Consider the following 21,606-nt stretch of genomic DNA (forward strand, 5'->3'; position numbering starts at 1 on the left):
TATCAACTAATATCCGTTCGCCCTAGGCAAAGTCGAACGGGTGGGGAAACATGCGCGGCATTAGGCGAGCCGGGGCGTTCCCGCAAGGATTTGCCGCGCATCATCGCAATCGCGCGCTATTCCCGCCATCAACGCATCCAGCCCATCATATTTGCGCTCGGCATGGAGATAGCGGATCAGTTGCACCTGTATGACCTGATCGTACAGGCTTTCGGCGAAATCGAAGAAATGCGGTTCCAGCAGCAGCTTGGGCGGATCAAACATCGGCCGGACCCCCAAATTCGCCGCACCATCCAACACCCGCCCGCCTGGCAGCACCCCGCGCACCGCGTAAATCCCATAGGCGGGACGCAGATAGGCACCCATGTCGATATTGGCGGTGGGAAAGCCGATGGTGCGGCCCAGCTTGTCGCCATGCTGCACCATGCCCGCGATTGCGAAGGGGCGGGTCAGCAGCCATGTCGCCGTGGCGCAATCCCCGGCTTTGAGCGCTTCGCGGATGCGGCTGGATGAGATGATATTCCCCTCGCCATCGCGCACCGGCGCAACCGCCTGCGCATCCACCCCCATGGCCCGCAGCGTATCGACCGTGCCGCCGCGCCCACGACCAAAGGTGAAATCCTCCCCCGTCACAACCGCCGCCACGCCCATGTCCTGCGTCAGCATCCGCACGAAATCGGCAGGCTCCAGCGCGGCGAGCTGCGCCGTAAAGGCAAAGACCATCATCGCATCCGCCCCGGCGGCGGCGAACAGGGTCTGCCGCTGGTCCAGCGTCGTCAGGCGGAACGGCGGCGTATCGGGGCGAAACATTTCCATGGGATGCGGGTCGAACGTGGCGAAGATCACCGGTCGGTCCTCCGCCCGCGCGCGCGCGACCGCGCAGGCAGCCACTGCCTGATGCCCGGCATGAAAGCCGTCAAAATTGCCCAGCGCCATGACGGCCCCGCGCAGATGCGACGGGACCGGGACGCCACTTGTCAGCCGCTCCATGCCCCGCGCTATAGGGGGCATGGAGCGTCAGGGCAATGCGGCGTCCCGCCCTTGTGATTACCCCCGCAGGAAGGCGATCAGATCGGCGTTCAGCCGGTCCGGCACAGTGGCGAACAGGCCATGGGGTTCGCCGTCATATTCGATGAATTGCGCCCCCGCGATGCCACCGGCGGCGGCGCGGCCACTGGCATCGATCGGCACGGTCTTGTCAGCGGTGCCATGGATGACCAGCGTGGGCATGGTGAAGCTGGCGAGGTCAGGGCGGAAATCGGTGCGGCCGAACGCATCGACGCAGGCGATCGTTGCGATCGGGCTGGCCATCATGCCCAGCGCGAAGCTCCAGTCGAGCAGCCCCTTGCTCACAGGACTCGTCACCCAACCAACGCCATAGAAATCCTTGGCAAATGTCTGGAGGAAGTCGAAGCGATCCTTGCGGATATCTTCCTGCATCCCGGCGAACACATGTTCGTCCACGCCATCGGGGTTGTCCGCCGTCTTGAGCAGATAGGGCACGACCGACGACACCAGCACCACGCGATCGACTTTCGCTGCACCATGGCGCGACAGGTAACGGGCGATCTCGCCCCCGCCCATCGAAAATCCGACCAGGCTGACGCGCGCCAGACTCAGATGGTCGATCAAATCGGCCAGATCGTCGGCAAAAATGTTATAGTCATAGCCGGTCGCCGGATGGCTGCTCTGGCCAAAACCGCGCCGGTCGTAAGTGATGACCTGATGCCCGGCCTCCACCAGCGCGACCGTCTGATATTCCCACATGTCGCCGGTCAGCGGCCAGCCGTGGATCAGGATGACGGGCGGACCGTCGCCGATCACCTTGTAATGAATATGCGCGCCGTCGCGGGTGTCCAATGTGGGCATGAAGCTCTCCGTAAGGCAAAGGGGGGAGCCTTCTAAAGACCTGGGCGCGGTCGGCGTTCCGCGCCTTTAACTTTGGTTACGCAGAAAAGTGACGAAGCTGTAGCCGGGGCGAGCATCCTGTGCATCATGGTCTGCCCGCGCCACGGCGCGCCAGTCGGCCGGTTCTGGATAGGCGATGACGGCATCCCCCTCCGCAGCGACATGTACTTCGGTCAATTCGATGCGGTCGGCCAGCGGCAGGAACAGGCGATAAATCTCCGCCCCACCGATCACCATGACGACCGGCGCATCGGCCAGCGCGATGGCGGCGTCCACATCATGCGCGACCTCCGCCCCCGCCCCGCGCCAGTCGCGGTCGCGGGTCAGCACGATATGGCGACGCCCCGGCAACAGGCCGGGCAGGCTGTCGAACGTCCTGCGGCCCATCACCATCGGATGGCCCAGCGTCAGCGCCTTGAAATGCTTAAGGTCGGCGGGCAATCGCCATGGCAGGTCGCCGTCCCGCCCGATCACGCCATTGTCCGCGCGGGCAAGGATCAGGACGATTTCAGCTTGGCCACTCACAGCTTTGGTTTCATTCGCTACGCTCACAAGGTCAGCCGCGTCACATGCCCCATTTTGCGACCGGGACGCGCCTCATGCTTGCCATAGAGATGCAGGTGGTTGGCCGGGTCGGACAGGATAGTCAGCCAGTCATGCGCGTCGTCGCCGATCAGGTTGCGCATCGTCACGGCCCGCGCCGCCAGCCCCGTGTCGCCCAGCGGCAGGCCGCACACCGCGCGGACATGGTTCTCGAACTGGCTCGTCACCGCGCCCTCGGTCGTCCAGTGGCCGCTATTGTGGACGCGCGGGGCCATTTCGTTGAACACCGGGCCATCGGCACTGGCGAAAAATTCGCAGGTCAGCACGCCCACATAGTCCAGCGCATCGGCGATCTGCTGCGCCAGCGCGCGCGCGACCGGCAACTGCCCCTCGATCAGCGCGCCGCCCGGCACGGTGGAGGTCGCAAGGATGCCATCGACATGCACATTGGCCGCGCTGTCCCAAAAGCACACTTCGCCATTCGCCCCGCGCACCAATATGACGGAAAACTCCTGATCAAAGGTGACGAATCCTTCCAGCACGGCGCTCTGCCGCCCGATCGCATTCCATGCGCCGACCGCGTCGCCCGGCTCGCCGATCCGCGCCTGCCCCTTGCCGTCATAGCCCATGCGGTTGGTCTTCAGGATCGCGCGGCTGCCGATCTGCTCGATCGCGCTTTCCAGATCGTCCAGGCTCTCGACCGGCGCGAACTGCGCGGTCAGCCCGCCAAGATCACAGACGAAACGCTTTTCGGCGATCCGGTCCTGCGCCACCCGCAACGCCTGCGCGCCCGGACGGACGATGCTGTGCGTCGCCAGCAATTCGACCGCCGCCGGGTCAATATTTTCAAACTCATAGGTAACGACATCGACACCCCGCGCGAACGCGCCAAGCGCATCAGCGTCATGATAGTCCCCCCGCGTCCACAGCGGCGACACGTCGGCGGCCGGGCCACTCTCTTCGGGCGCGTAGATATGCGTGCGATAGCCGAGCTGCGAAGCAGCGCTGGCAATCATCCGCCCCAACTGGCCGCCGCCAAGAATGCCGATGGTCGATCCGGGCACAATCACGCTCATGCCGTCCTCAATCCTCCGGCGTGTCGGCGACCGCATCGGTCTGCGCCACGCGCCATGCATCGAGCCGCTGGGCCAGCGCCGGATCGGTAATCGCCAGAATCGCCGCCGCCAGCAGCCCCGCATTGATCGCACCGGGCTTGCCGATCGCCAGCGTCGCGACGGGAATACCGCCGGGCATCTGGACGATGGACAGCAACGAATCCATCCCCTTCAGCGCTTTGGATTCGACCGGCACGCCCAGCACCGGCAACCGCGTCATCGAAGCGCACATGCCCGGCAGATGCGCCGCGCCGCCCGCGCCTGCGATAATGACCTTGAGGCCGCGCCCGACTGCGCCGGTGGCATAATCATAGAGGCGCTGCGGCGTGCGATGTGCCGATACGACCTTACATTCATGAGCGACGCCCAGTGCGGTGAGCGTGTCGGCGGCGTGGCGCATCGTGTCCCAGTCGGACCGCGACCCCATGATGATGCCGACCTCGATTGCCTCGCTCATGCCTTCACACCCCTGATCGCCCCGTTCCCTGAAAAACGGTCGCTACGGCACCGCCGGAAAGCAAAGCCCCTTAACGGCAGCAACGCCAGAGGGCAAATCGCAAAATCCTCCCCTGCAAGGGGAGGTGGATGGCCGAAGGCCAGGCGGAGGGGTGTCACCGTCTCATGAAAGGGTGACACCCCTCCACCATTCGCTTCGCGAACGGTCCCCCTCCCCTTGGCAGGGAGGATTTCATAGGTCACCGCTCCGACAGATAGTAACGTTCAATCGCGCTCAGGTCGTCGGCCAGTTCGTAAACGATCGGCTGGCCAGTCGGGATTTCCAGTTCGGTGATCTCGTCGTCGGGAATGTTCGACAGATGCTTGACCAGCGCGCGCAGCGAATTGCCGTGTGCGGAAATCAGTACGCGCTTGCCGGCCTTCAGGTCCGGCGCGATCGTGCTTTCCCAATAGGGCAGCACGCGCGCGATCGTGTCTTTGAGCGATTCGGTCGATGGAATGGCAATGCCTTCATAACGACGGTCCTGCGACAGGTCGAACGGACTGCCCGCTTCCAGCACCGGCGGCGGTATGTCGAAGCTGCGGCGCCATATCTTGACCTGCGCCTCGCCATGCTGGGCGGCCGTCTCCGCCTTGTTGAGACCCGTCAGCCCGCCATAATGACGCTCGTTCAGTCGCCAGTCCTTTTCGACCGGCAACCACAAACGACCCATTTCCTCCAGCGCGATGTTCAGCGTCTTGATCGCGCGGCTTTGCAGCGAGGTATAGCACTGGTCGAAATCCAGCCCCTTGGCCTTCATCAATTGCCCAGCCGCACGGGCTTCGCCCACACCCTTTTCGGTCACATCCACATCCCACCATCCGGTGAAGCGGTTTTCCAGATTCCAGGTCGACTGGCCATGACGGATAAGGACGAGTGTAGGCATATTGCGCGTCTCCTGCACGATAACGGCGAATGATGGCTGCATCCCATAACGGCCAAAATCGCATGCGCAAGGTTGTCGCCGCCATCCCACGCACCACATTGCAGCGGGGCCGCGCATCGGATAGCGCTGTTCGCCACTGACGGCACGCGCAAAAGGAAGCAGCAACTTGGCATTTGTGAAGGGCGCGTGGCGCATATTGGTCGCGATCAAGGACGGCCTTGTCCTGCTCTTCCTGCTGCTGTTCTTCGGCGCGCTCTACGCCGCCCTATCCTGGTCGCCCAAACCCGCGCAGACCGTGTCGTCAGGTGCGCTGCTGCTCGATCTGGATGGCACTATCGTGGAGCAACCTGCCGAAGTCGATTATCTCTCCATGCTGTCCGGGTCCGGCCCGCAGGCAAGGGAATATCGCCTGTCCGACGTCGTGATGGCGCTGGATGCTGCCCGCACCGATGCGAAGGTCAAGGCCGTCGTGCTGAACCTGGACGGGTTCATGGGCGGGGGTCAGGTCGCCCTGACCCGCGTTGGGGCTGCGCTGGACGCCGTGCGCGCGGCCAGGAAGCCCGTGCTGGCCTATGCCACCCTTTACAGCGACGCCAGCTATCTGCTCGCCGCCCATGCCAGCGAAACGTGGAGCGACCCCTTCGGCGGCGTGGCGATACTGGGCAAGGGCGGATCGAACCTCTATTATAAGGGGCTGATCGACAAGCTGGGCGTCAATACCCATGTCTATCGCGTCGGCACCTATAAAAGTTTCGTCGAACCCTTCACCCGCACCGACCAGTCGCCCGAAGCCAAACAGGCCAATCAGGCGCTGGCCGGCGCGCTGTGGCAAAACTGGCTGGACGATGTCGCCAAGGCGCGGCCACAGGCAAAGATCGCGGCCTATGTACGCGATCCCGTCGCCGCCGCCCGCGCGACCGGTGGCGACATGGCAAAGGCTGCGCTGAACGCCGGGCTGGTCGACAAGCTGGGCGACGAAGCAGCCTTTGGCGATCGTGTCGCGGCGCTGTCGGGCGTCAGCACCAGCAAAAAACCCGGCGCCTTCGCCAGCATCGACTATGCCACCTATGTCAAGGCGCGCCGACCGACCAATGACGGCCAGATCGGCGTGCTGACCATCGCGGGCAATATCGTGGATGGCGAAGCCGGGCCGGGAACAGCGGCAGGCGACACCATCTCCAACCTGCTGCTCACCGCGCTGGATGAAAAGGATTTGAAGGCGCTGGTCGTGCGCGTCGATTCGCCCGGTGGGTCCGTCATGGCATCGGAAAAAATCCGGGGCGCTATCCTGCGTGCCAAGGCGGCGGGCCTGCCCGTCGTCGTCTCCATGGGCAATGTCGCGGCAAGCGGCGGTTATTGGGTGTCCACCCCCGCCGACATGATCTTTGCCCAGCCCGACACCATCACCGGGTCCATCGGCGTGTTCGGCATCATCCCCAGCTTCGAAGGCACATTGGCCAAGATGGGCATCACCACCGACGGCGTACGCACCACGCCGTTGTCGGGCCAACCCGATGTCGTCGGCGGCACCACGCCGGAATTCGACCAGATCATGCAAATGGGCGTCGAGGATATCTATCGCCGCTTCGTGGGGCTGGTCGCGCAATCGCGTCACAAATCCCCACAGGCGATCGACGCCATTGCGCAAGGGCGCGTGTGGGACGGCGGCACCGCACGCCAGATCGGTCTGGTCGACCGCTTCGGCGGGCTGGAGGACGCCATCGCCGAAGCCGCACGCCGCGCAAAGATCGACCCCAAGAGCGCACGCGTCTATCGCATCGAAAAAGCGCCCGACCAATGGGCGCAATGGGCCGAAGCGCTGGCCGACCGCGAAAAGGACAAGACCGACGCCCCGCGCGACATGCTCGCCCGGCAGGCCTTGCTCCAGCGCACATGGGCGATGCAGGCGATCGACGACGTGCGCGGCCTCGTCATGGGCGCGGGCGTCCGCGCCGACTGCCTGGAATGTCGCAGCTACGGCGCGCCCCGCCCCGCCAGCAAGGCGGACGAGCAGGGCTTGCTAACAATGATCGCGAGCCTCTGGCACTAAAAACCTTCTCCCCGTGGGGGAGAAGGATACGAAGCCTTGGCAACGCAGTTGCCTAGGCAAAGTTGGAAGAGGGGGAAGACGCGCCGCCTACCCCTCCTCCCCCCGATACACCGGCAACCCCAACCCCCGCCATATCGCAAAGGCCCGCAACGCAAAGCCCAGCAGCGCGGCAATCACCCCCGCCACCGGCACGTCCAGTCCCGCAAGCCGCAACACCACGAACAGCCCGGACGCCACCGCCGCCACGGTCACATATAATTCCGGCCGCAACAGGATCGACGGCTCCCCCGCCAGCAGATCGCGCATGATGCCGCCGACGCATCCCGTCACCACACCCATCATCCCCGCGACGAAGGGCGGCACGCCGAAACTCATCGCCTTGGCCGCGCCGAACACCGCGAACGCCGCCAGCCCGATCGCATCAAGCCAGTCAAGCGCCCGGTCGCTCCAGAACCGGCGCGGCGTTATCCACACAACGACCGCCGCCACCATGCAGGTGATCGCAGGCAAGGCATCCACCACCCAGAACACCGGCGCACCAATCAGCAGGTCGCGCACCGTCCCGCCCCCGACGCCTGTCACCAGCGCAAAGAAAGCGAATGTCACCAACGTCTGCCGCAACCGCGCCGCCGCCAGCGCCCCGGACGCTGCGAACACGAATGTCCCCACGATACTGAGCGTTTCGAGCACCGGGCCGATGGCCGTGGGGAGGAGAGGCGTGGGTGGAAGCATGTCGTGATCTAGCCGAGCCTGCCGATCCGTGTCGAGGGACTCGCTCCCTCCGCCTCACACACCCCGTCATTCCCGCGAAGGCGGGAACCCATCTCCAACGCTATCCCGCTGGGCGGACTGGGGAGATGGGTCCCCGCCTGCGCGGGGATGACGGAATAAGGGAAAAAGGCGCATCAGGCACCCCCCCTTATTTCCGCCCCTTCTCCGCCGCCAGCCGCGTCATCAATATCGCCGCGCGCTTGGCCTGCCGCTTCATCGTGGACAGGTCCGCCTTTTCCGCCGGACTATGGTCGCCGCTCGACGCGAGGCCCAGCCCTACCAGCCCATCGGTATCCGCCGCGACAAAGGCGATGTCCCCCGCCCCGCGCTTCAACGGATCGAGTTCGGGCATCGCCGCCAGCCCCAAATCCGCATTCACCCCGTTCAGCTTCGCCAGCAACGCCCGATTGCCCGCCGTGGGCGCCATCGACGGATAACCCATGTCGAACGCGATGCTCGCACCGGTGCCGGGCAGATGGCCTTTGTCCACGATAGCCTGCATCTTCGCTCGGACCCGCCTCGTCTGCTCTTCGCTCAGCGTGCGGAAATCACCCTTCGCCACCGCAATCGGCGGGATGATGTTGGTCTTGCCGGTCACGGCGATCCGCACGCCATCCTTGTCGATGTCGGCGCTCTGCCCTCCACCGATCAGGCCGACGTTGAAGGTCAGATTGGGTTCGGGCAGCTCCTTGCGAAACGCCACGATAATCCGCGCCAGTTCGTAGATCGCGCCATCGCCAGCGCTGGCTGAAAAAATGCCCGAACTATGCCCCGACTTGCCGGTCGCAGTCAGCGTCCAGCTATTGGAGGATCGCCGCGCGATCGACCCCATGTCCTTGCCGCCTTCCTGGCTCAGTCCCTCGAAATCGAGCGCCACGTCGGCGCGCTTGCCTGCCTGGATCAGGTCGGCGCGAGCGATGGAGACCGGATCGCCCGAATCCTCCTCATCTCCTGTCAGCACCACCTCGATATTGGCGGCCTTGAGCGTGCCTGCCGCCTGCATCGCCTTCAACGCCAGCAGCATCGTCACGACGCCGCCCTTGTCATCAGCGACGCCCGGCCCGCTCGCCATGTCGCCATCCCGCCTGAAGGTCTGGAACGGCGAATCGGGTTCGAACACCGTATCGAGATGACCGATCAGCAGCCTCTTCGTGCCGCCCGCCTTGCCCTTATGCACCGCCACCAGATGCCCGGCCCGCTTGACCGCATCCATCGGTCGCCATGTCACTGCAAAGCCCAGCGCCTCGAACTGCGGGCGCAGCATGTCGGCCACGGCCTTCACGCCCACGACATTGAGCGATCCGCTATTCTGGTTCACCAGCTTTTCAAGCAGGCCGATCGCGGGTTCATATCCGGCCTCGACGCTCGTCCCGATCGTCTTTTCCGACGGGCTGAGCGCGCCGTCCGCCGTCGGCGCGCTACCCAGCAGCAGCGCACCCGCGATCCAGCCTGCCCGCCGCATCATTTGGCCAGTTCCGCCTCGATCGCCGCGACCAGCGCCGCATCGTCGGGCGCGGTATTGGGGGCAAAGCGCGCCGCGACGCTGCCATCCCTGGCGATCAGGAACTTCTCGAAATTCCACAGTATTTCCGGCACCGGATTGGGCGTCATGCCATAGCCTTTGAGCTTCTCGCGAAACGCATCAGCCTCGCCCAATGCTTCGGGCTGCGCGCTCGTCAGCGCGGCATAGAGCGGATGCTTCTCCGGCCCCGTCACCACGATCTTTTCGAACATCGGAAAATCGACACCGAAATTGGTGGTGCAGAAATCGGCGATCTCGTCATTGCTGCCCGGTTCCTGCGCGCCGAAATCATTGGCCGGGAAACCCGCGACCACCAGCCCCTTGTCCTTATAATCGGCATAGAGTTTTTCCAGCCCCTCATATTGGGGGGTCAGACCACATTTGGACGCGACATTGACGGCCAGAACGACCTTGCCCACATAGTCGGCCAGGCTGGCGTCCGCGCCCTTGATGGTCTTGAGCGGGATGGTCTGGATATCGGTCATTATGTCGTCTCCTGTAAAATCTTGGGTGGACCTTGCCACTATATCGCCGCGCCGAACAGATGCCCCGCACCCGCCGTGACCGCCATCGCCAAAGCGCCCCAGAACAGCGTCCGCGTCATCGACGGCAACGGCTTCGCGCCGCCCAGCCGCGCACCGACATAGCCCAGCCCCGCCAAGCATAGCAGGCACACGACGACGATCGCCATGACCGCAGACGCAGCCGACACCAGCGCCGCGACCAGCACTGGCGGTGCGGCGCCAACGGCAAAACTGGCCGCCGACGCCAGCGCCGCCTGCACCGGCCGCGCCGTCGCAATGTCGGAAATCCCCAATTCGTCGCGGGCATGTGCGCCCAGCGCATCGGCCGCCATCAACTGCTGCGCCACCTGCATGGCAAGGTCCGACGTCAGCCCGCGCTCGACATAGATGTCGCGCAATTCGCGCAACTCCGCCTGCGGCTGCTGCGCCAGCGCATATTTTTCCTTGGCCAGATCGGCGCGCTCTGTATCCGACTGCGCGCTGACCGACACATATTCCCCCGCCGCCATCGACATCGCGCCAGCGACCAGCGCGGCGACGCCCGTCAGCAATATCGTGTTTGCCGAAGCACCGGACGCAGCGATGCCCGTCATCAGACTGGCGGTGGACACGATGCCGTCATTCGCGCCCAATATCGTGGCGCGCAGCCACCCGACGCGGTTGACATAATGGACCGCGTGATGCGGCTGATCGATTGCATCCGTCACGTCCATCGTTTCGCCCCTGCTTTCAAATCCTGTTCCCCAGCGAAGGCCGGGGAGCAGAGTCTTACCATATTTCGCGCACCGTGTTCCCGCGCAGGCGGGAACCCAGTCCAACGCTATGATCTGGACTCTCGCCTTCGCCTGAGCACGAAGTCCTTACCCCGCCAGACCCTCGGCCTTCTCCGCCAGTTCCAGCCAGCGTTCCTCCGCCGCATCTTTGTCGTTGCGTGCTTTCTCAATTGCCTTGGTCAGCGCCGCGAATTTATCCGGGTTGCGCGTATAGAGCGCCGGGTCGGCCAGCGCCTCCTCATCGCGCGCGATCGCCGCTTCCAGCTCCTCGACCCGCTTGGGCAACAGGTCCAGATCGCGCTGGTCCTTATAGGTCAGCTTGGCCGATACCGGCTTTGGCGGTGGCGGAGGCGCCGCCTCTTTCCGCTCCGCGCGCGCGGCCTTGCGCGGATCACGCTTGGCGATCCAGTCGGCATAGCCGCCCACGATGACATCCACGACGCCGGTGCCGTCCAGACCCAGCGTCACCGTCACCGTGCGATCCAGAAAGTCGCGATCATGGCTGACGATCAACACCGTGCCGTCATAATCGGCGATCACCTCCTGCAACAGGTCGAGCGTTTCCAGGTCCAGATCGTTGGTCGGTTCGTCCAGCACCAGCAGGTTCGATTCGCGGGCAAATTCCCGCGCGAACAGCAGCCGCGACCGCTCGCCTCCCGACAGGGTAGCGACTTTCGCCTCGGCCAGCGAAGGATCGAACAGAAAGTCCTTGAGATAGCCATGGATATGCTTGCGCACCCCGCGCACGTCGATCCAGTCGCCCCCTTCGGTCAGCACGTCGCGCACGCTCTTGTCGCCCTGCATCAGGCTGCGCTGCTGGTCGATGAAGATCATGTCGAGCGTCTTGGCCAGCGTCACGCTGCCGCTATCGGGCGCCAGTTCGCCGGTCAGCAATTTCAGCAGCGTGGATTTCCCCGCGCCGTTGCCGCCGACGATGCCGATCCGGTCCCCCCGCTGGATGCGCAACGTGAAATCGCTGATGATAACCCTATCGCCACGCCCGTTCGTGTCGAGCCCTTCGACGACGCCTGCGGCGTCGCTCAGGACAGGCTTCGTCGAGACACCATCGCGCTGCTTCTCGACTTCGCTCGACACGAACGGAGATTGAGGAAAATGCTTGGTAACATGCTCGGCCTTGATGACGCTCTTGGTCTTGCTGTCGTCGCTGGCCATCGCGATCTTGGCCGTGCCCTGCGGTCCCTGCATCGCGGCGCGGGTTTCGCGCATTTCCCACAGCTTGGCCAGCCGTCCCTGATTGCGCTTTCGCCGCGCGGTGACGCCGCGCTCCAACCAGTGCGCTTCGATCTTCAGCTTCGCGTCCAGCTTTTCCGCCGCCCGCGCCTCTTCGGCATAGACCGCTTCCATCCACTGTTCGAAGCCGCCGAAACCGATCTCGCTGCGCCGCATGATCCCACGGTCCAGCCACAAAGTCTGCCGCGTCAGCCGGGTCAGGAAGGCGCGGTCATGGCTGATGACGACGAACGCGCCATTATAGCGCGCCAGCCAGTTTTCCAGCCAGTCGATCGCGGCGATGTCCAGATGGTTGGTCGGCTCGTCCAGCAGCAACAGGTCCGGCTCGCTCGCCAGCGCACGGGCGATCGCCGCGCGACGCCGCTCGCCACCACTGGCGGTTTTCGCTTCACGGCTCAGATCGATGCCCAGTTGATCGGCAATCGCCTCCACCTCATGCGGGGCAGGCGCAAATTCACCCGCCAGCGCAAAATCATGCAGCGTGGCAAAGGGCGTGACGTCGGGATCCTGCTCCAGCATGATGACCCGCGCGCCCGGCTGGACCGATCGCGTCCCCTTGTCCGGTTCGATGATGCCAGCCACCAGCTTGAGCAGGGTCGTCTTGCCCGCGCCGTTGCGCCCGATCAGCGCCAGCCGGTCGCGTTGGCCGACATGAATGTCGATACCCTCGAACAGCCAGTGGGAGCCTTGTGAAAGGCCAAGATTTTCGTAGGAAAGGATAGGTGCTGCCATCTGCGTGCAGCTAGGCGTTCAGCGCCAAAGGGGCAAGAGCGCAGGGAACCATAAAGCTGTCGGATAGCTTTCAACGCACGTAAGCGTCCGTTCATCGCACGCGTCACAAAAGGCGCCTATCGCTGTACGGCAGTCCTAAAAGGAGAGTTTCCCCATGAAATCCACCCTCGCCCTCATCGCCTTTGCCGCGTCCGCGCTGCCGGTCGCCGCGATTGCGCAGACCAGCGTGACCATCGCCGAAACCGCGCCCGTCGTGACGCTGAACGTGACGGAGAGCGTCGAGGCCACCCCCAACATCGCCACCGTCGGCACCGGTGTCCAGAGCCGCGCGCCAACCGCGCAGCAGGCGATGCAGGACAATGCCGCCAAGACCGAAAAGCTGATTGCCGCGCTGGCGAAAGCCGGGATCGCGAAGAAGGACATCCAGACCAGCGGTATCAACCTCAACGCCCAATATGATTATAATCAGCAACCCGGCGAACCAACCGGGCCACGCTTCCTGGGCTATGAAGCGTCGAACCAGCTCAGCGTCAAATTGCGCGACATCAAACGGGTCGGGCAACTGCTCGACGCCATGGTCGCGGCGGGGGCGACCAACGTCAACGGTCCCAGCTTTGCGGTGGACGATCCCACGGCGATGATCGCGCAGGCGCGCGGACAGGCGATCAGGAGCGCCAGGACGCAGGCCGATTATTATGCGCAGGCCGCCGGTTTCCGCACCGCCCGTCTCCTCTCCATCGCCGAAAGCAACAGTGGTGGCCAGCCGCCCATGCCGATGCTGCAAAGCGCCCGGTTCAAAGCCGACGCCGCCCCGACCACCCCGGTCGAACCCGGCCAGGTCAGCGCGTCGGTGACGCTGACCGTCCAGTACGCGCTGGAAAAGTAAGCGAAAACCACCTTCGTCATCTCAGCGAAGGCTGGGATCTCCCTTTTCTAAAGTCGCGGAACAGGCAGAAAAGAGAGATGCCAGCCGCCGCTGGCATGACGGAGGAAGGCACCAGCCAACCCACCGACCATTCACCACCTGTTCAATGCCCTGCGTCTATGCCATGCCCATGACAATGAGAGCGACCATACTGTCCCGTCCCCTGACCGTCCTGCTTGGCACAGCGCTCGCGCTCAGCATCGCCATGCCCGCACAGGCAGCCGGTCGCCGCGACGAACAGGATGCCGCGCGTCGGGCGATGCTGGACGGACAGGTCATGCCGTTTGCCATGATAAAGCGCCGCGTGGATGCGCAAATGAACGGCGCATCCTATGTCGGCAGTGAATTTGACCCGTCGTCCAACCGCTATCGCCTGAAATATGTGCAGAACGGCAAGGTGGTATGGGTTGATGCGGATGGCCGAACCGGCGATATAATCGGCTGGGCGCGCTGACAGCGTCCCACGGATAAGAAGAAACGGAATATTATGCGCCTGCTGATCGTCGAGGATGAACCGAACCTGGGCCAGCAGCTCAGGAACACGCTGGAGGGCGCTGGCTACGCCGTCGATCTTGCCACCGATGGCGAGGATGGCCACTTCCTCGGCTCCACCGAAAGCTATGACGCGGTCGTGCTGGACCTGGGCCTGCCCACCATCGACGGGCTGACCGTGCTGGACCGCTGGCGCAAGGAAGGTCGCGCTTTCCCCGTGCTGGTGCTGACCGCGCGCGACAGCTGGTCGGACAAGGTTGCGGGCCTCGACGCGGGCGCGGACGATTATCTGGCCAAGCCATTCCAGAGCGAGGAACTGATCGCTCGCCTGCGCGCGCTCATCCGCCGCGCATCGGGCAACGCATCGAGCGAACTGACGGCAGGCGACGTGCGCCTCGACACGCGCTCTGGCCGGGTGACGCTGAACGGCGAGCCAGTCAAACTGACGGCGCAGGAATATAAGCTGCTCTCCTACCTGCTCCATCACAAGGGCAAGGTGGTCAGCCGCACCGAATTGATCGAACATATCTACGATCAGGATTTCGACCGCGATTCCAACACGATCGAAGTCTTCGTCACCCGCATCCGCAAGAAACTGGGCGCCGACGTCATCACCACCATTCGCGGCCTTGGCTACAGTCTGGACGAGCCGGGGCGCTGACTGGACTTATATCCTCCCCCGTTCGCCCTGAGCGGAGGCGAAGCATATTTCGCTGCGCTCAATAGAAGGCTTCGACTTCGCTCAGCCCGAACGGGTATGGGGGGCATATGACCGACACCACCGCCCCACCCCCCGTCGTCTCCACCGGCTCCATCAGCCGCCGGATGATCGGCATAGCCGCGCTGTGGATCAGCGTGCTGCTGGTCGGCGGCGGCGTGGCGCTGGACAGGGTGCTGGCGGACGCGATCACGCGCAATTTCGACGACGGCATGAATTATGTGCTGACCGCGATGATCGCCGCGTCGGAAATCGGCCCGGACGGCGAAGTCCTGTTCAACCGCGAACTGGCCGATCAACGCTTCCTCGAACCCAATAGCGGCCTCTATTATCAGATCAGCGCCAAGGGGCATGAGGACTGGCGTTCCCGCTCGCTATGGGACCGCGCGTTGAAAGCGCCCGACGAACATCAGGACCGGCACCTCCACGTCTATGACAGCAACCAGTTTCCCGGCGAAGACCTGCGCGTCATGGAACGCACCGTCGTCCTGCCCGGATCGAACACCCGCTGGCTTTTCATGGTGGGGCAGGCGCGCGCGGGCCTGAACGGGCAGATCAAGACGCTGCGATCCACGCTGGTGCAAAGTTTCGCGCTGCTCGCGCTCGGCCTCTTCGTGCTGGCAACGCTTCAGACGATCTACGGCCTGCGTCCCTTGCGCAAGGTGCGGCTGGAAATCATCCGCATGCGCGGCGGCGAAAAAAGCCGCGTCACCGAACCCATGCCCGCCGAAGTGCTGCCCATGGTGGAGGAACTCAACGCCCTGCTCGCCCATAATGAGCGGCAGGCGGAGGAAGCCCGCACCCATGCGGGCAACCTCGCCCATGCGCTCAAAACCCCGCTGACCGTCATCATGAACGCCGCCACCGCGCAGGCCGCCGACCTTGGCGAAACAGTCGTGCGCGAAGCCACGACGATGCGGCGGCAGGTCGATCACCACCTCGCCCGCGCCCGCGCCGTAGGGCGACGCGGCGCAGCGCAGAGCCGGGCCGACGTGTGGCCCAGCCTGACCGCCGTAGAACGCGCCGTCGCCCGCCTCTACCCGCAAGCGCGCGTCGACATGGACGGCGACAAGACATGCGCCGTCCGGGTCGAGCGGCAGGATCTGGACGAAATGCTCGGCAACCTCATCGAAAACGCGGCCAAATACGGCGGCGGCAGCGTCTTCGCCACCGTAGGGCGAGCGGGCGATAGCGTAGAGATACTGGTCGAAGACGACGGCACAGGCATCCCGGAAGCCGACCGAGACCGCATCTTCGACCGAGGCGTCCGCCTGGATTCCGGCAAGCCCGGCACGGGCCTTGGCCTCGCCATCGTCCGCGACGTCGCCGAAATCTACGGCGGCACTGTCACGCTGGAGGAAAGCGAGGATTTGGGTGGGTTGCTGGTGCGGTTGAGATTGCCGGCAGGGTGAAGTGGCCGTTTCGGAATGTCGGCTCACCGGAGGGTAAGAAGGCATAGCCGCCGGTCCTCTCTGGGGTAGGCGACACGATCGTCGGCGGAAATAGCTACCTGTCGCCCATCGGCCAAGGTGCGACTTCTATCCCTATCGATTCAATCATGCCAACGTCAGCCCAACGATCCAAGCGTGACCGCGCGTTCGATCCTGCTATGGCCGAGGCGGGCAGTGTTCAATCATGGCGTGGCCCAAGTAGGAGAAGATGCATGCTTTTTCACACGATGGTGGGGTCGAACGACATCGACCGGGCGAAGCGCTTTTACGACACGGTGCTTGGCACCCTCGGAGTTGGGGAGGCGACGATCAACGTGGCCGACAGTGGCCACACGCGCCTGATCTACAACAGTGGAAATGGGGCCAATTTCATTGTCACCCAGCCCATCAATGACGAACCGGCATCCGTCGCAAATGGCAGCACCGTTGCTTTTTCATGCGATTCGCCAGAACAGGTGAAGCAGTTTCATGATGTTGCAGTCGCCAATGGTGGCACGTCGATCGAAGTAGCGCCCGGTCCTCGCGAAACAGCGTCTATGGGTACGATCGTACTCGCGTACTTCCGCGATCCAGATGGAAACAAGCTATGCGGCATCCACTTCCCCAAATAGCCCTGCTTTGCATCGTTTAGCCTGAGTCAGCTGCCCGCCAATGCTTTGGTGGGGCAGCTGAGCGCTCTCTTCCCGTTCGATTTTTCGTCCGAAGGTGGACAATCCGTTCACTGCAAGGCCGTAGCAATTTAGGCGGGCGATATGCCCTCGATGGGTGGAGAGGGGACGGTCCGCTTTCGGCTTTTCAAGATCAACTATAACCGCCTGCTACCCGTCAGCTTACCGTTCGATGACCAAAGAGAAAGGCACTAGAGCAGCCGCACATTTGATCCGCGCCACCGCCCCAACTTCATTATTGATAAGCATTGAATTGCCATGGCCGAAACCTATTGCGTCCCACTGGAACCGCTTTTGGCCGCAGCGCAGCATTGCTTCAGATAGCGCCGACTCCCCTGTGTTATTGGTGGAAAAATTCCGCCAACTGCCGCTTCCCTTTACTATTTCTGGGGGCTTTTTCACCCAGTCCTCCGCAAAGCTAATTCGGATCACAGGGCTCGCTTCTCTTGCACTGGCGAAGAGTGGAGTGATACAAAATGCTATGATAAGGATCAATCTAACCATTGAAACCTCGCTAAGATAGGCAAACGGGTTCGGCAGCCTGAGGCCGTAAAACACACCATTGCAGTGTAAGGTTTTGTCCGCAATTGGTGATCCCAATCCACCAAACCAACGACAAAAAATGGTCGGCGGCCGACCGTCTGCTTTTCTAACGCCTGAACCTGAACGAATGACCGCTTCCAAGAAGCAGAAATCGCCGTCTAAACGGCGACAAGTGGCGCGTAGCTGCCATAAAGAACCCCCACAACCACCTTGCCATCCCGCCCCGCCCCTGCGAAGCCATCCCAGCGAAGCCGCCCCCCACGCTTCGCCCGGAACAGGACACCCCATGCGGCGGCATCTTTATCTTATCGCAGGGTTTGTCTCGATCGGCCTTGGCGCGATCGGGGCGGTGTTGCCGTTGTTGCCGACCGTTCCGTTCATGATCCTGGCCGCCTTCTGCTTCGCCCGCTCCAGTCCGCGCCTCGAAGCCAAGCTGCTCGGCCACAGGCATTTCGGCCCACATATCCGCCGCTGGCGTGAGCATGGCGCGATCAGCCGTCGGGGCAAGAAGGCCGCGCTCGGCGCCTTCGCGTTCAGCATCATTCTCGCGCTGCTCTTTTCGCCATGGCCATGGTTCATGGTCCCCATCGCCGCCGCGCTGATCGGCGGAAGCTGGATCTGGACCCGCCCGGAAAGCTGATCGCGTCACAGCACATAGTCGATCTCCGCCCAGAATTTGCGCGTGTCTGTCGCATAAGCCTTCGCATGATAATCGGCATATTTGACCAGCGCCGACATGCGCTTGTTCAGCTTCATCGTCGCCTGCACATTCCATTCGCTCCCATAATCGATCGACAGCCGGTCGCTGTCATAGCGGTGATAGCTGGCCAGCAGGCCAAGCGGCCCCCGCGTCCCGATCTTGGGAACGACATAGCCGATGCTGGCATAAGCATCGCGCAGGCCGTTGGGCGGCGTCACCAGAAATTTGTCGGCCCAGCCGTTGAATTTGTGCAGCGTCGCCAGCGGCGTCTGGAAACTCGCGACCAGCGGCGTGCCGCGCACGCTGTTGCGCGCCGCCCCGTCCGCGCCCAGCACTTCATAGCCGCCCGTCAGCGTCCACCCCTTCGCCGCGATGCCGACTTCGCCCAGCCAATAGTCCGCGCCATAATCGACCCGGCTGCGATGATGGTCGGACTGGCGCGCATAGCTGCCGAGCAGGTTCAGCTTCACCCCCTTGGCCAGCGGCACGCCGAATGCCGCCCGCGCGCCATAGGTCTGGCTCGACAGGCTGAAGGGCAGGCCCAGATAGGTGACTGCCGCCTCATCCTGATCCACAATATAGGCAAAGCCGGTGATCGTGCCCGGCTTCATCTTGTATGCCACGTTCGCCAGAATCGTGTCGCCGCGCACGGCCTGCTGCCGCGCACCAAAGCCATCGACGCCCCAGATCGTCCGCTGGCTCCACACATAGCTGACGTCCGCCTTCACCCGCCTGACGCCCGTCCATTCGACCCGCGCGGCGTCGAACGTCTGTTCATTCTGCCGCCATCCGACCGCCCCGACGAAACGCTGATCGTCCAGATTGATGCGTTGCCGCCCGACCGTGATGAGCGTTTTGGGTAGCCCCCTATATTGCAACTGGATGCGGTTAAGTTCGACATTTTGCGGGTCGGGAACGATTGGATAGGCGCTGTTGCCATTCAGCCCGCTATTATAGCGTTCCGACAAAGCCAGCACCCCCTCCGCCTCGACCAGCACGGCAAAGTCGCCCGTGCTTGCCTCCACTCCGCTGCGCACCCGCATCGTCACCGCGTTGGCGTCGCGCGGCAGGCCCGCCTGATCGACGCCCTCATAGCGCAGCCGCACGTCGATGATCGGCTTCAGCGAAAACGTCTGCGCGCCCGCCGATTGCGCCGCGCCCAAAGCCGTCCCCAATGCCGCTGCCGAAATGCCCATGGTCCAGATGCGCTTCATCATCATGCTATGCCCCCGATCGTGAAAATAACCGACATGGGCGCGCCCGATCATCGCCATGGGCTGCGCTCGACAGTTGCCCATGGCTCCACCGGATTTCAGACACAAAAAAACCGCCACGAACGACGATCCTGCCTGGATCGGTTCGGGCGGCTTCGATGCCATTGCGCCATGTCACTGGCGTAAAATCCGCCCCGCCCTTCGTTGGGGGAGGCGTCTTTCATGATCCACGCGCTTTTGCGTGGATGCGATCAGGCTGACATTAATGCTGCACCTGCGCAACAACTTTGTCAGCCCATGCGCGAAATCCGCGTCAGTTCATCGCCAGGATCATGTTGCGCACCTGCGGATACACCTGCGTCTCCCACTTCTTGCCAGAAAATACGCCATAATGGCCCACCCCCGGTTGCAGGTGATGGCGCTTGAGATGCGGACGCAATCCGGTGCAAAGCCCGTGCGCAGCAGAAGTCTGGCCCACGGCGCACACATCGTCCCGCTCGCCTTCTACCGTCAACAACGCCGTGTTGCGAATCGCGCCCGGATCGACCTTGCGATTGCGGTGCGTCAGTTCGCCCTTCGCCAGCAGCGTCCGCTGGAACACAACGTCTACGGTCTCCAGGTAAAATTCCTTGGTCATGTCCAGAACCGCGAAATATTCTTCGTAGAATTTCTTGATCTTGTCCGCCTCGACCGTGTTGCCGTCGGCCAGCAGTTCGTACAGTTCGCGATGCTGCGATTTGTGGCGATCCATGTTCATCGCCATGAACGCCGATAGCTGAAGGAAGCCGGGATAGACTTCGCGCCCACGCCCGGCATAGCGCATCGGCACGACCGATATCAGATTCTTCTCGAACCACTCGATCGGCTTTGTATTGGCCAGATCGTTGACGGCGGTCGGCGCGGCATTGGGGTCGATCGGCCCGCCCATCAGCGTCATCGATCGCGGCGTCGCCTTGTCCTTGTCCTCCGACATCAACGCCACGGCGGCCAGCGCCGGCACGCAGGGCTGGCATACGGAAACCATATGCGTGCCTTCGCCCATCTCCTGAAAGAAATGGATGATGTAATCGACATATTCGTCGAACCCGAACCGACCCGCCGCCAACGGCACGTCGCGCGCATTCTTCCAGTCCGTAATATAGACGTCATGGTCGCGGAGCAGGGTTTCGACGGTACTGCGCAACAGGGTGGAGAAATGACCAGACATCGGCGCGACGACCAATACGCGCGGTTGGGCGGCCTCCACATCGTCCTTGACGAAGTGCAACAGGTCGCCGAACGGCAGGTCCAGCACCACTTCTTCTCGCACCGCCACCTGCGCGTTGCCGCTGGTCACGGTCGTGATGTCATACGCTGGCCGCTTATGCGTCACCTTTGCGCCCTGAAACACATCCATCATCGCAAACATGCGGCGCGGGACGGCCCAATCGGCCATCGGCCCCATGCTGCCGCGCATGCCCAGGGCCATTTTCGCCCCAAATCGTGCCGGGGCCAGCATATCGTTCCACGCCTGATAACCGCTATACATCATACGCATGCTGCCCGCTTTTGCCCTGTTGCTGCCCCAATGATCGAATCGGTACTGGGATGAAACGCACCATATGCTTTTTATGTTGCGCTGCATCATCATAAATGTGAGTTAAGAATGTAGCGGAAGGATTGTCCATGGCCATCGCTGAACTCACGCTGTCGAGTAAAAATTACTCCTCCTGGTCGCTGCGCGGCTGGCTGCTCTGTCGCATCGCGGGGCTGCAGGTCGCGGAAAAGCTGATCGCGCTGGACGACGCGGACAATCGCGCCGAACTGCTGCTGCTGTCCCCATCCGTGCTGGTGCCGCGCCTGACGCATGAAGGCGCGAGCGTGTGGGACACGCTGGCCATCGCGGAATATCTGCACGAACTCTATCCTGACGCGGGCCTCTATCCCGCCGACCGCATAGCCCGCGCCCATTGTCGATCTGTATCGGGCGAAATCCATTCCGGTTTCGCCAACCTGCGGTCCGCCCTGCCCATGAACCTGAAAGTCCGCCACACCCGCTTCCCGATCTTTTCGGGCGCGAAGCCGGACATAGAGCGGATCGAGGCGATCTGGGCCGAATGTATCGGCACCTATGGCGGCCCCTGGCTGTTCGGAGATCGCCCCACAGTCGCCGACGCCATGTTCGCGCCCGTGGCGGAACGCTTCCTGACCTATGCCGTGCCCATATCCGCCACATCCGCTGCCTATTGCCAGACGGTCAATGGGTGGGCCTTGATGCGCGAATGGATCGACGCAGCGCGCGTCGAACCGGACGAGGTCGAGGAACTGGACATCGAATTTTGAAC

The 21,606-nt window shown here is 63.3% G+C and carries 22 protein-coding genes; 8 read left to right on the forward strand and 14 right to left on the reverse strand.

Annotated elements, in window-relative coordinates; genetic code table 11:
* Nucleotides 1–60: 60 nt before the first annotated feature.
* The 6 genes from WA070_RS07380 to gpmA form a co-directional block, all read right to left on the reverse strand.
* Nucleotides 61–990, reverse strand: coding sequence for a bifunctional riboflavin kinase/FAD synthetase (locus tag WA070_RS07380; RefSeq protein WP_422633451.1), 930 nt, complete (start codon nucleotides 988–990; stop codon nucleotides 61–63).
* A gap of 57 nt (nucleotides 991–1,047) precedes the next feature.
* Complete coding sequence (locus WA070_RS07385) at nucleotides 1,048–1,869, reverse strand: alpha/beta fold hydrolase (RefSeq protein ID WP_422633452.1); 822 nt, start codon at nucleotides 1,867–1,869, stop codon at nucleotides 1,048–1,050.
* A 66-nt stretch (nucleotides 1,870–1,935) separates the two neighbouring features.
* The gene (locus WA070_RS07390) at nucleotides 1,936–2,433 is read right to left on the reverse strand and encodes a dihydrofolate reductase (protein WP_422633453.1); all 498 of its coding nucleotides are present in this window, start codon (nucleotides 2,431–2,433) and stop codon (nucleotides 1,936–1,938) included.
* 23 nt (nucleotides 2,434–2,456) lie between these two features.
* Entirely contained in the window at nucleotides 2,457–3,527 is a 1,071-nt protein-coding gene (locus tag WA070_RS07395; RefSeq protein ID WP_422633454.1) for a 5-(carboxyamino)imidazole ribonucleotide synthase, read from the reverse strand.
* A gap of 7 nt (nucleotides 3,528–3,534) precedes the next feature.
* The gene (gene purE / locus WA070_RS07400; protein ID WP_422633455.1) at nucleotides 3,535–4,023 is read right to left on the reverse strand and encodes a 5-(carboxyamino)imidazole ribonucleotide mutase; all 489 of its coding nucleotides are present in this window, start codon (nucleotides 4,021–4,023) and stop codon (nucleotides 3,535–3,537) included.
* A 238-nt stretch (nucleotides 4,024–4,261) separates the two neighbouring features.
* A complete protein-coding gene (gene gpmA, locus WA070_RS07405) occupies nucleotides 4,262–4,948 on the reverse strand; it encodes a 2,3-diphosphoglycerate-dependent phosphoglycerate mutase (protein ID WP_422633456.1) in 687 nt (228 codons plus the stop codon).
* Nucleotides 4,949–5,114: 166 nt separating this feature from the next.
* Between gpmA and sppA the strand changes: the two genes are divergently transcribed.
* Complete coding sequence (gene sppA / locus WA070_RS07410; RefSeq protein WP_422633457.1) at nucleotides 5,115–6,998, forward strand: signal peptide peptidase SppA; 1,884 nt, start codon at nucleotides 5,115–5,117, stop codon at nucleotides 6,996–6,998.
* An 87-nt stretch (nucleotides 6,999–7,085) separates the two neighbouring features.
* Here sppA and WA070_RS07415 read toward each other — a convergent pair whose 3' ends face one another.
* The 5 genes from WA070_RS07415 to WA070_RS07435 form a co-directional block, all read right to left on the reverse strand.
* The gene (locus WA070_RS07415) at nucleotides 7,086–7,730 is read right to left on the reverse strand and encodes a trimeric intracellular cation channel family protein (protein ID WP_422633458.1); all 645 of its coding nucleotides are present in this window, start codon (nucleotides 7,728–7,730) and stop codon (nucleotides 7,086–7,088) included.
* Nucleotides 7,731–7,917: 187 nt separating this feature from the next.
* Complete coding sequence (locus tag WA070_RS07420) at nucleotides 7,918–9,234, reverse strand: M20/M25/M40 family metallo-hydrolase (RefSeq protein ID WP_422633459.1); 1,317 nt, start codon at nucleotides 9,232–9,234, stop codon at nucleotides 7,918–7,920.
* The gene (locus WA070_RS07425) at nucleotides 9,231–9,776 is read right to left on the reverse strand and encodes a glutathione peroxidase (RefSeq protein WP_422633460.1); all 546 of its coding nucleotides are present in this window, start codon (nucleotides 9,774–9,776) and stop codon (nucleotides 9,231–9,233) included. Before WA070_RS07425 ends, WA070_RS07420 begins: the two co-directional genes overlap by 4 nt.
* A 38-nt stretch (nucleotides 9,777–9,814) precedes the next feature.
* Complete coding sequence (locus tag WA070_RS07430; RefSeq protein WP_422633461.1) at nucleotides 9,815–10,528, reverse strand: VIT1/CCC1 transporter family protein; 714 nt, start codon at nucleotides 10,526–10,528, stop codon at nucleotides 9,815–9,817.
* A 147-nt stretch (nucleotides 10,529–10,675) separates the two neighbouring features.
* Nucleotides 10,676–12,571 carry an ABC-F family ATP-binding cassette domain-containing protein gene (locus tag WA070_RS07435; protein WP_422633462.1) on the reverse strand — a complete coding sequence of 632 codons (1,896 nt, stop codon included), beginning with the start codon at nucleotides 12,569–12,571 and terminating at the stop codon, nucleotides 10,676–10,678.
* A 154-nt stretch (nucleotides 12,572–12,725) separates the two neighbouring features.
* On the opposite strand from WA070_RS07435, the gene WA070_RS07440 reads away from it, so the two are divergent.
* The 5 genes from WA070_RS07440 (at nucleotide 12,726) to WA070_RS07460 (ending at nucleotide 16,768) form a co-directional block, all read left to right on the forward strand.
* A complete protein-coding gene (locus WA070_RS07440) occupies nucleotides 12,726–13,457 on the forward strand; it encodes an SIMPL domain-containing protein (protein ID WP_422633463.1) in 732 nt (243 codons plus the stop codon).
* Nucleotides 13,458–13,632: 175 nt separating this feature from the next.
* Nucleotides 13,633–13,950, forward strand: coding sequence for a hypothetical protein (locus tag WA070_RS07445; protein ID WP_422633464.1), 318 nt, complete (start codon nucleotides 13,633–13,635; stop codon nucleotides 13,948–13,950).
* 33 nt (nucleotides 13,951–13,983) lie between these two features.
* Entirely contained in the window at nucleotides 13,984–14,649 is a 666-nt protein-coding gene (locus tag WA070_RS07450; protein ID WP_422633465.1) for a response regulator transcription factor, read from the forward strand.
* A 164-nt stretch (nucleotides 14,650–14,813) separates the two neighbouring features.
* On the forward strand, nucleotides 14,814–16,118 hold the full coding sequence (locus WA070_RS07455) for a sensor histidine kinase (RefSeq protein WP_422633475.1): 1,305 nt from the start codon (nucleotides 14,814–14,816) through the stop codon (nucleotides 16,116–16,118).
* Between the two features lie 251 nt (nucleotides 16,119–16,369).
* The gene (locus WA070_RS07460; protein WP_056688298.1) at nucleotides 16,370–16,768 is read left to right on the forward strand and encodes a VOC family protein; all 399 of its coding nucleotides are present in this window, start codon (nucleotides 16,370–16,372) and stop codon (nucleotides 16,766–16,768) included.
* Between the two features lie 219 nt (nucleotides 16,769–16,987).
* Here WA070_RS07460 and WA070_RS07465 read toward each other — a convergent pair whose 3' ends face one another.
* Complete coding sequence (locus tag WA070_RS07465; RefSeq protein WP_422633466.1) at nucleotides 16,988–17,509, reverse strand: hypothetical protein; 522 nt, start codon at nucleotides 17,507–17,509, stop codon at nucleotides 16,988–16,990.
* Nucleotides 17,510–17,654: 145 nt separating this feature from the next.
* Here WA070_RS07465 and WA070_RS07470 point away from each other — a divergent pair, with 145 nt between their 5' ends.
* Nucleotides 17,655–18,008, forward strand: coding sequence for a YbaN family protein (locus WA070_RS07470; RefSeq protein ID WP_422633467.1), 354 nt, complete (start codon nucleotides 17,655–17,657; stop codon nucleotides 18,006–18,008).
* Between the two features lie 5 nt (nucleotides 18,009–18,013).
* Here the strand turns inward: WA070_RS07470 and WA070_RS07475 are convergent, their stop codons facing one another.
* Nucleotides 18,014–19,282, reverse strand: coding sequence for an alginate export family protein (locus WA070_RS07475; protein ID WP_422633476.1), 1,269 nt, complete (start codon nucleotides 19,280–19,282; stop codon nucleotides 18,014–18,016).
* A gap of 313 nt (nucleotides 19,283–19,595) precedes the next feature.
* Nucleotides 19,596–20,819 (reverse strand): polyhydroxyalkanoate depolymerase, encoded by a 1,224-nt coding sequence (locus WA070_RS07480; protein ID WP_422633468.1) that lies wholly within the window; start codon nucleotides 20,817–20,819, stop codon nucleotides 19,596–19,598.
* 128 nt (nucleotides 20,820–20,947) lie between these two features.
* On the opposite strand from WA070_RS07480, the gene WA070_RS07485 reads away from it, so the two are divergent.
* On the forward strand, nucleotides 20,948–21,604 hold the full coding sequence (locus WA070_RS07485) for a glutathione S-transferase (RefSeq protein ID WP_422633469.1): 657 nt from the start codon (nucleotides 20,948–20,950) through the stop codon (nucleotides 21,602–21,604).
* The last annotated feature ends 2 nt before the right edge of the window (nucleotides 21,605–21,606 follow it).

This window comes from Sphingobium sp., assembly GCF_049304695.1.
Lineage (GTDB): Bacteria > Pseudomonadota > Alphaproteobacteria > Sphingomonadales > Sphingomonadaceae > Sphingobium.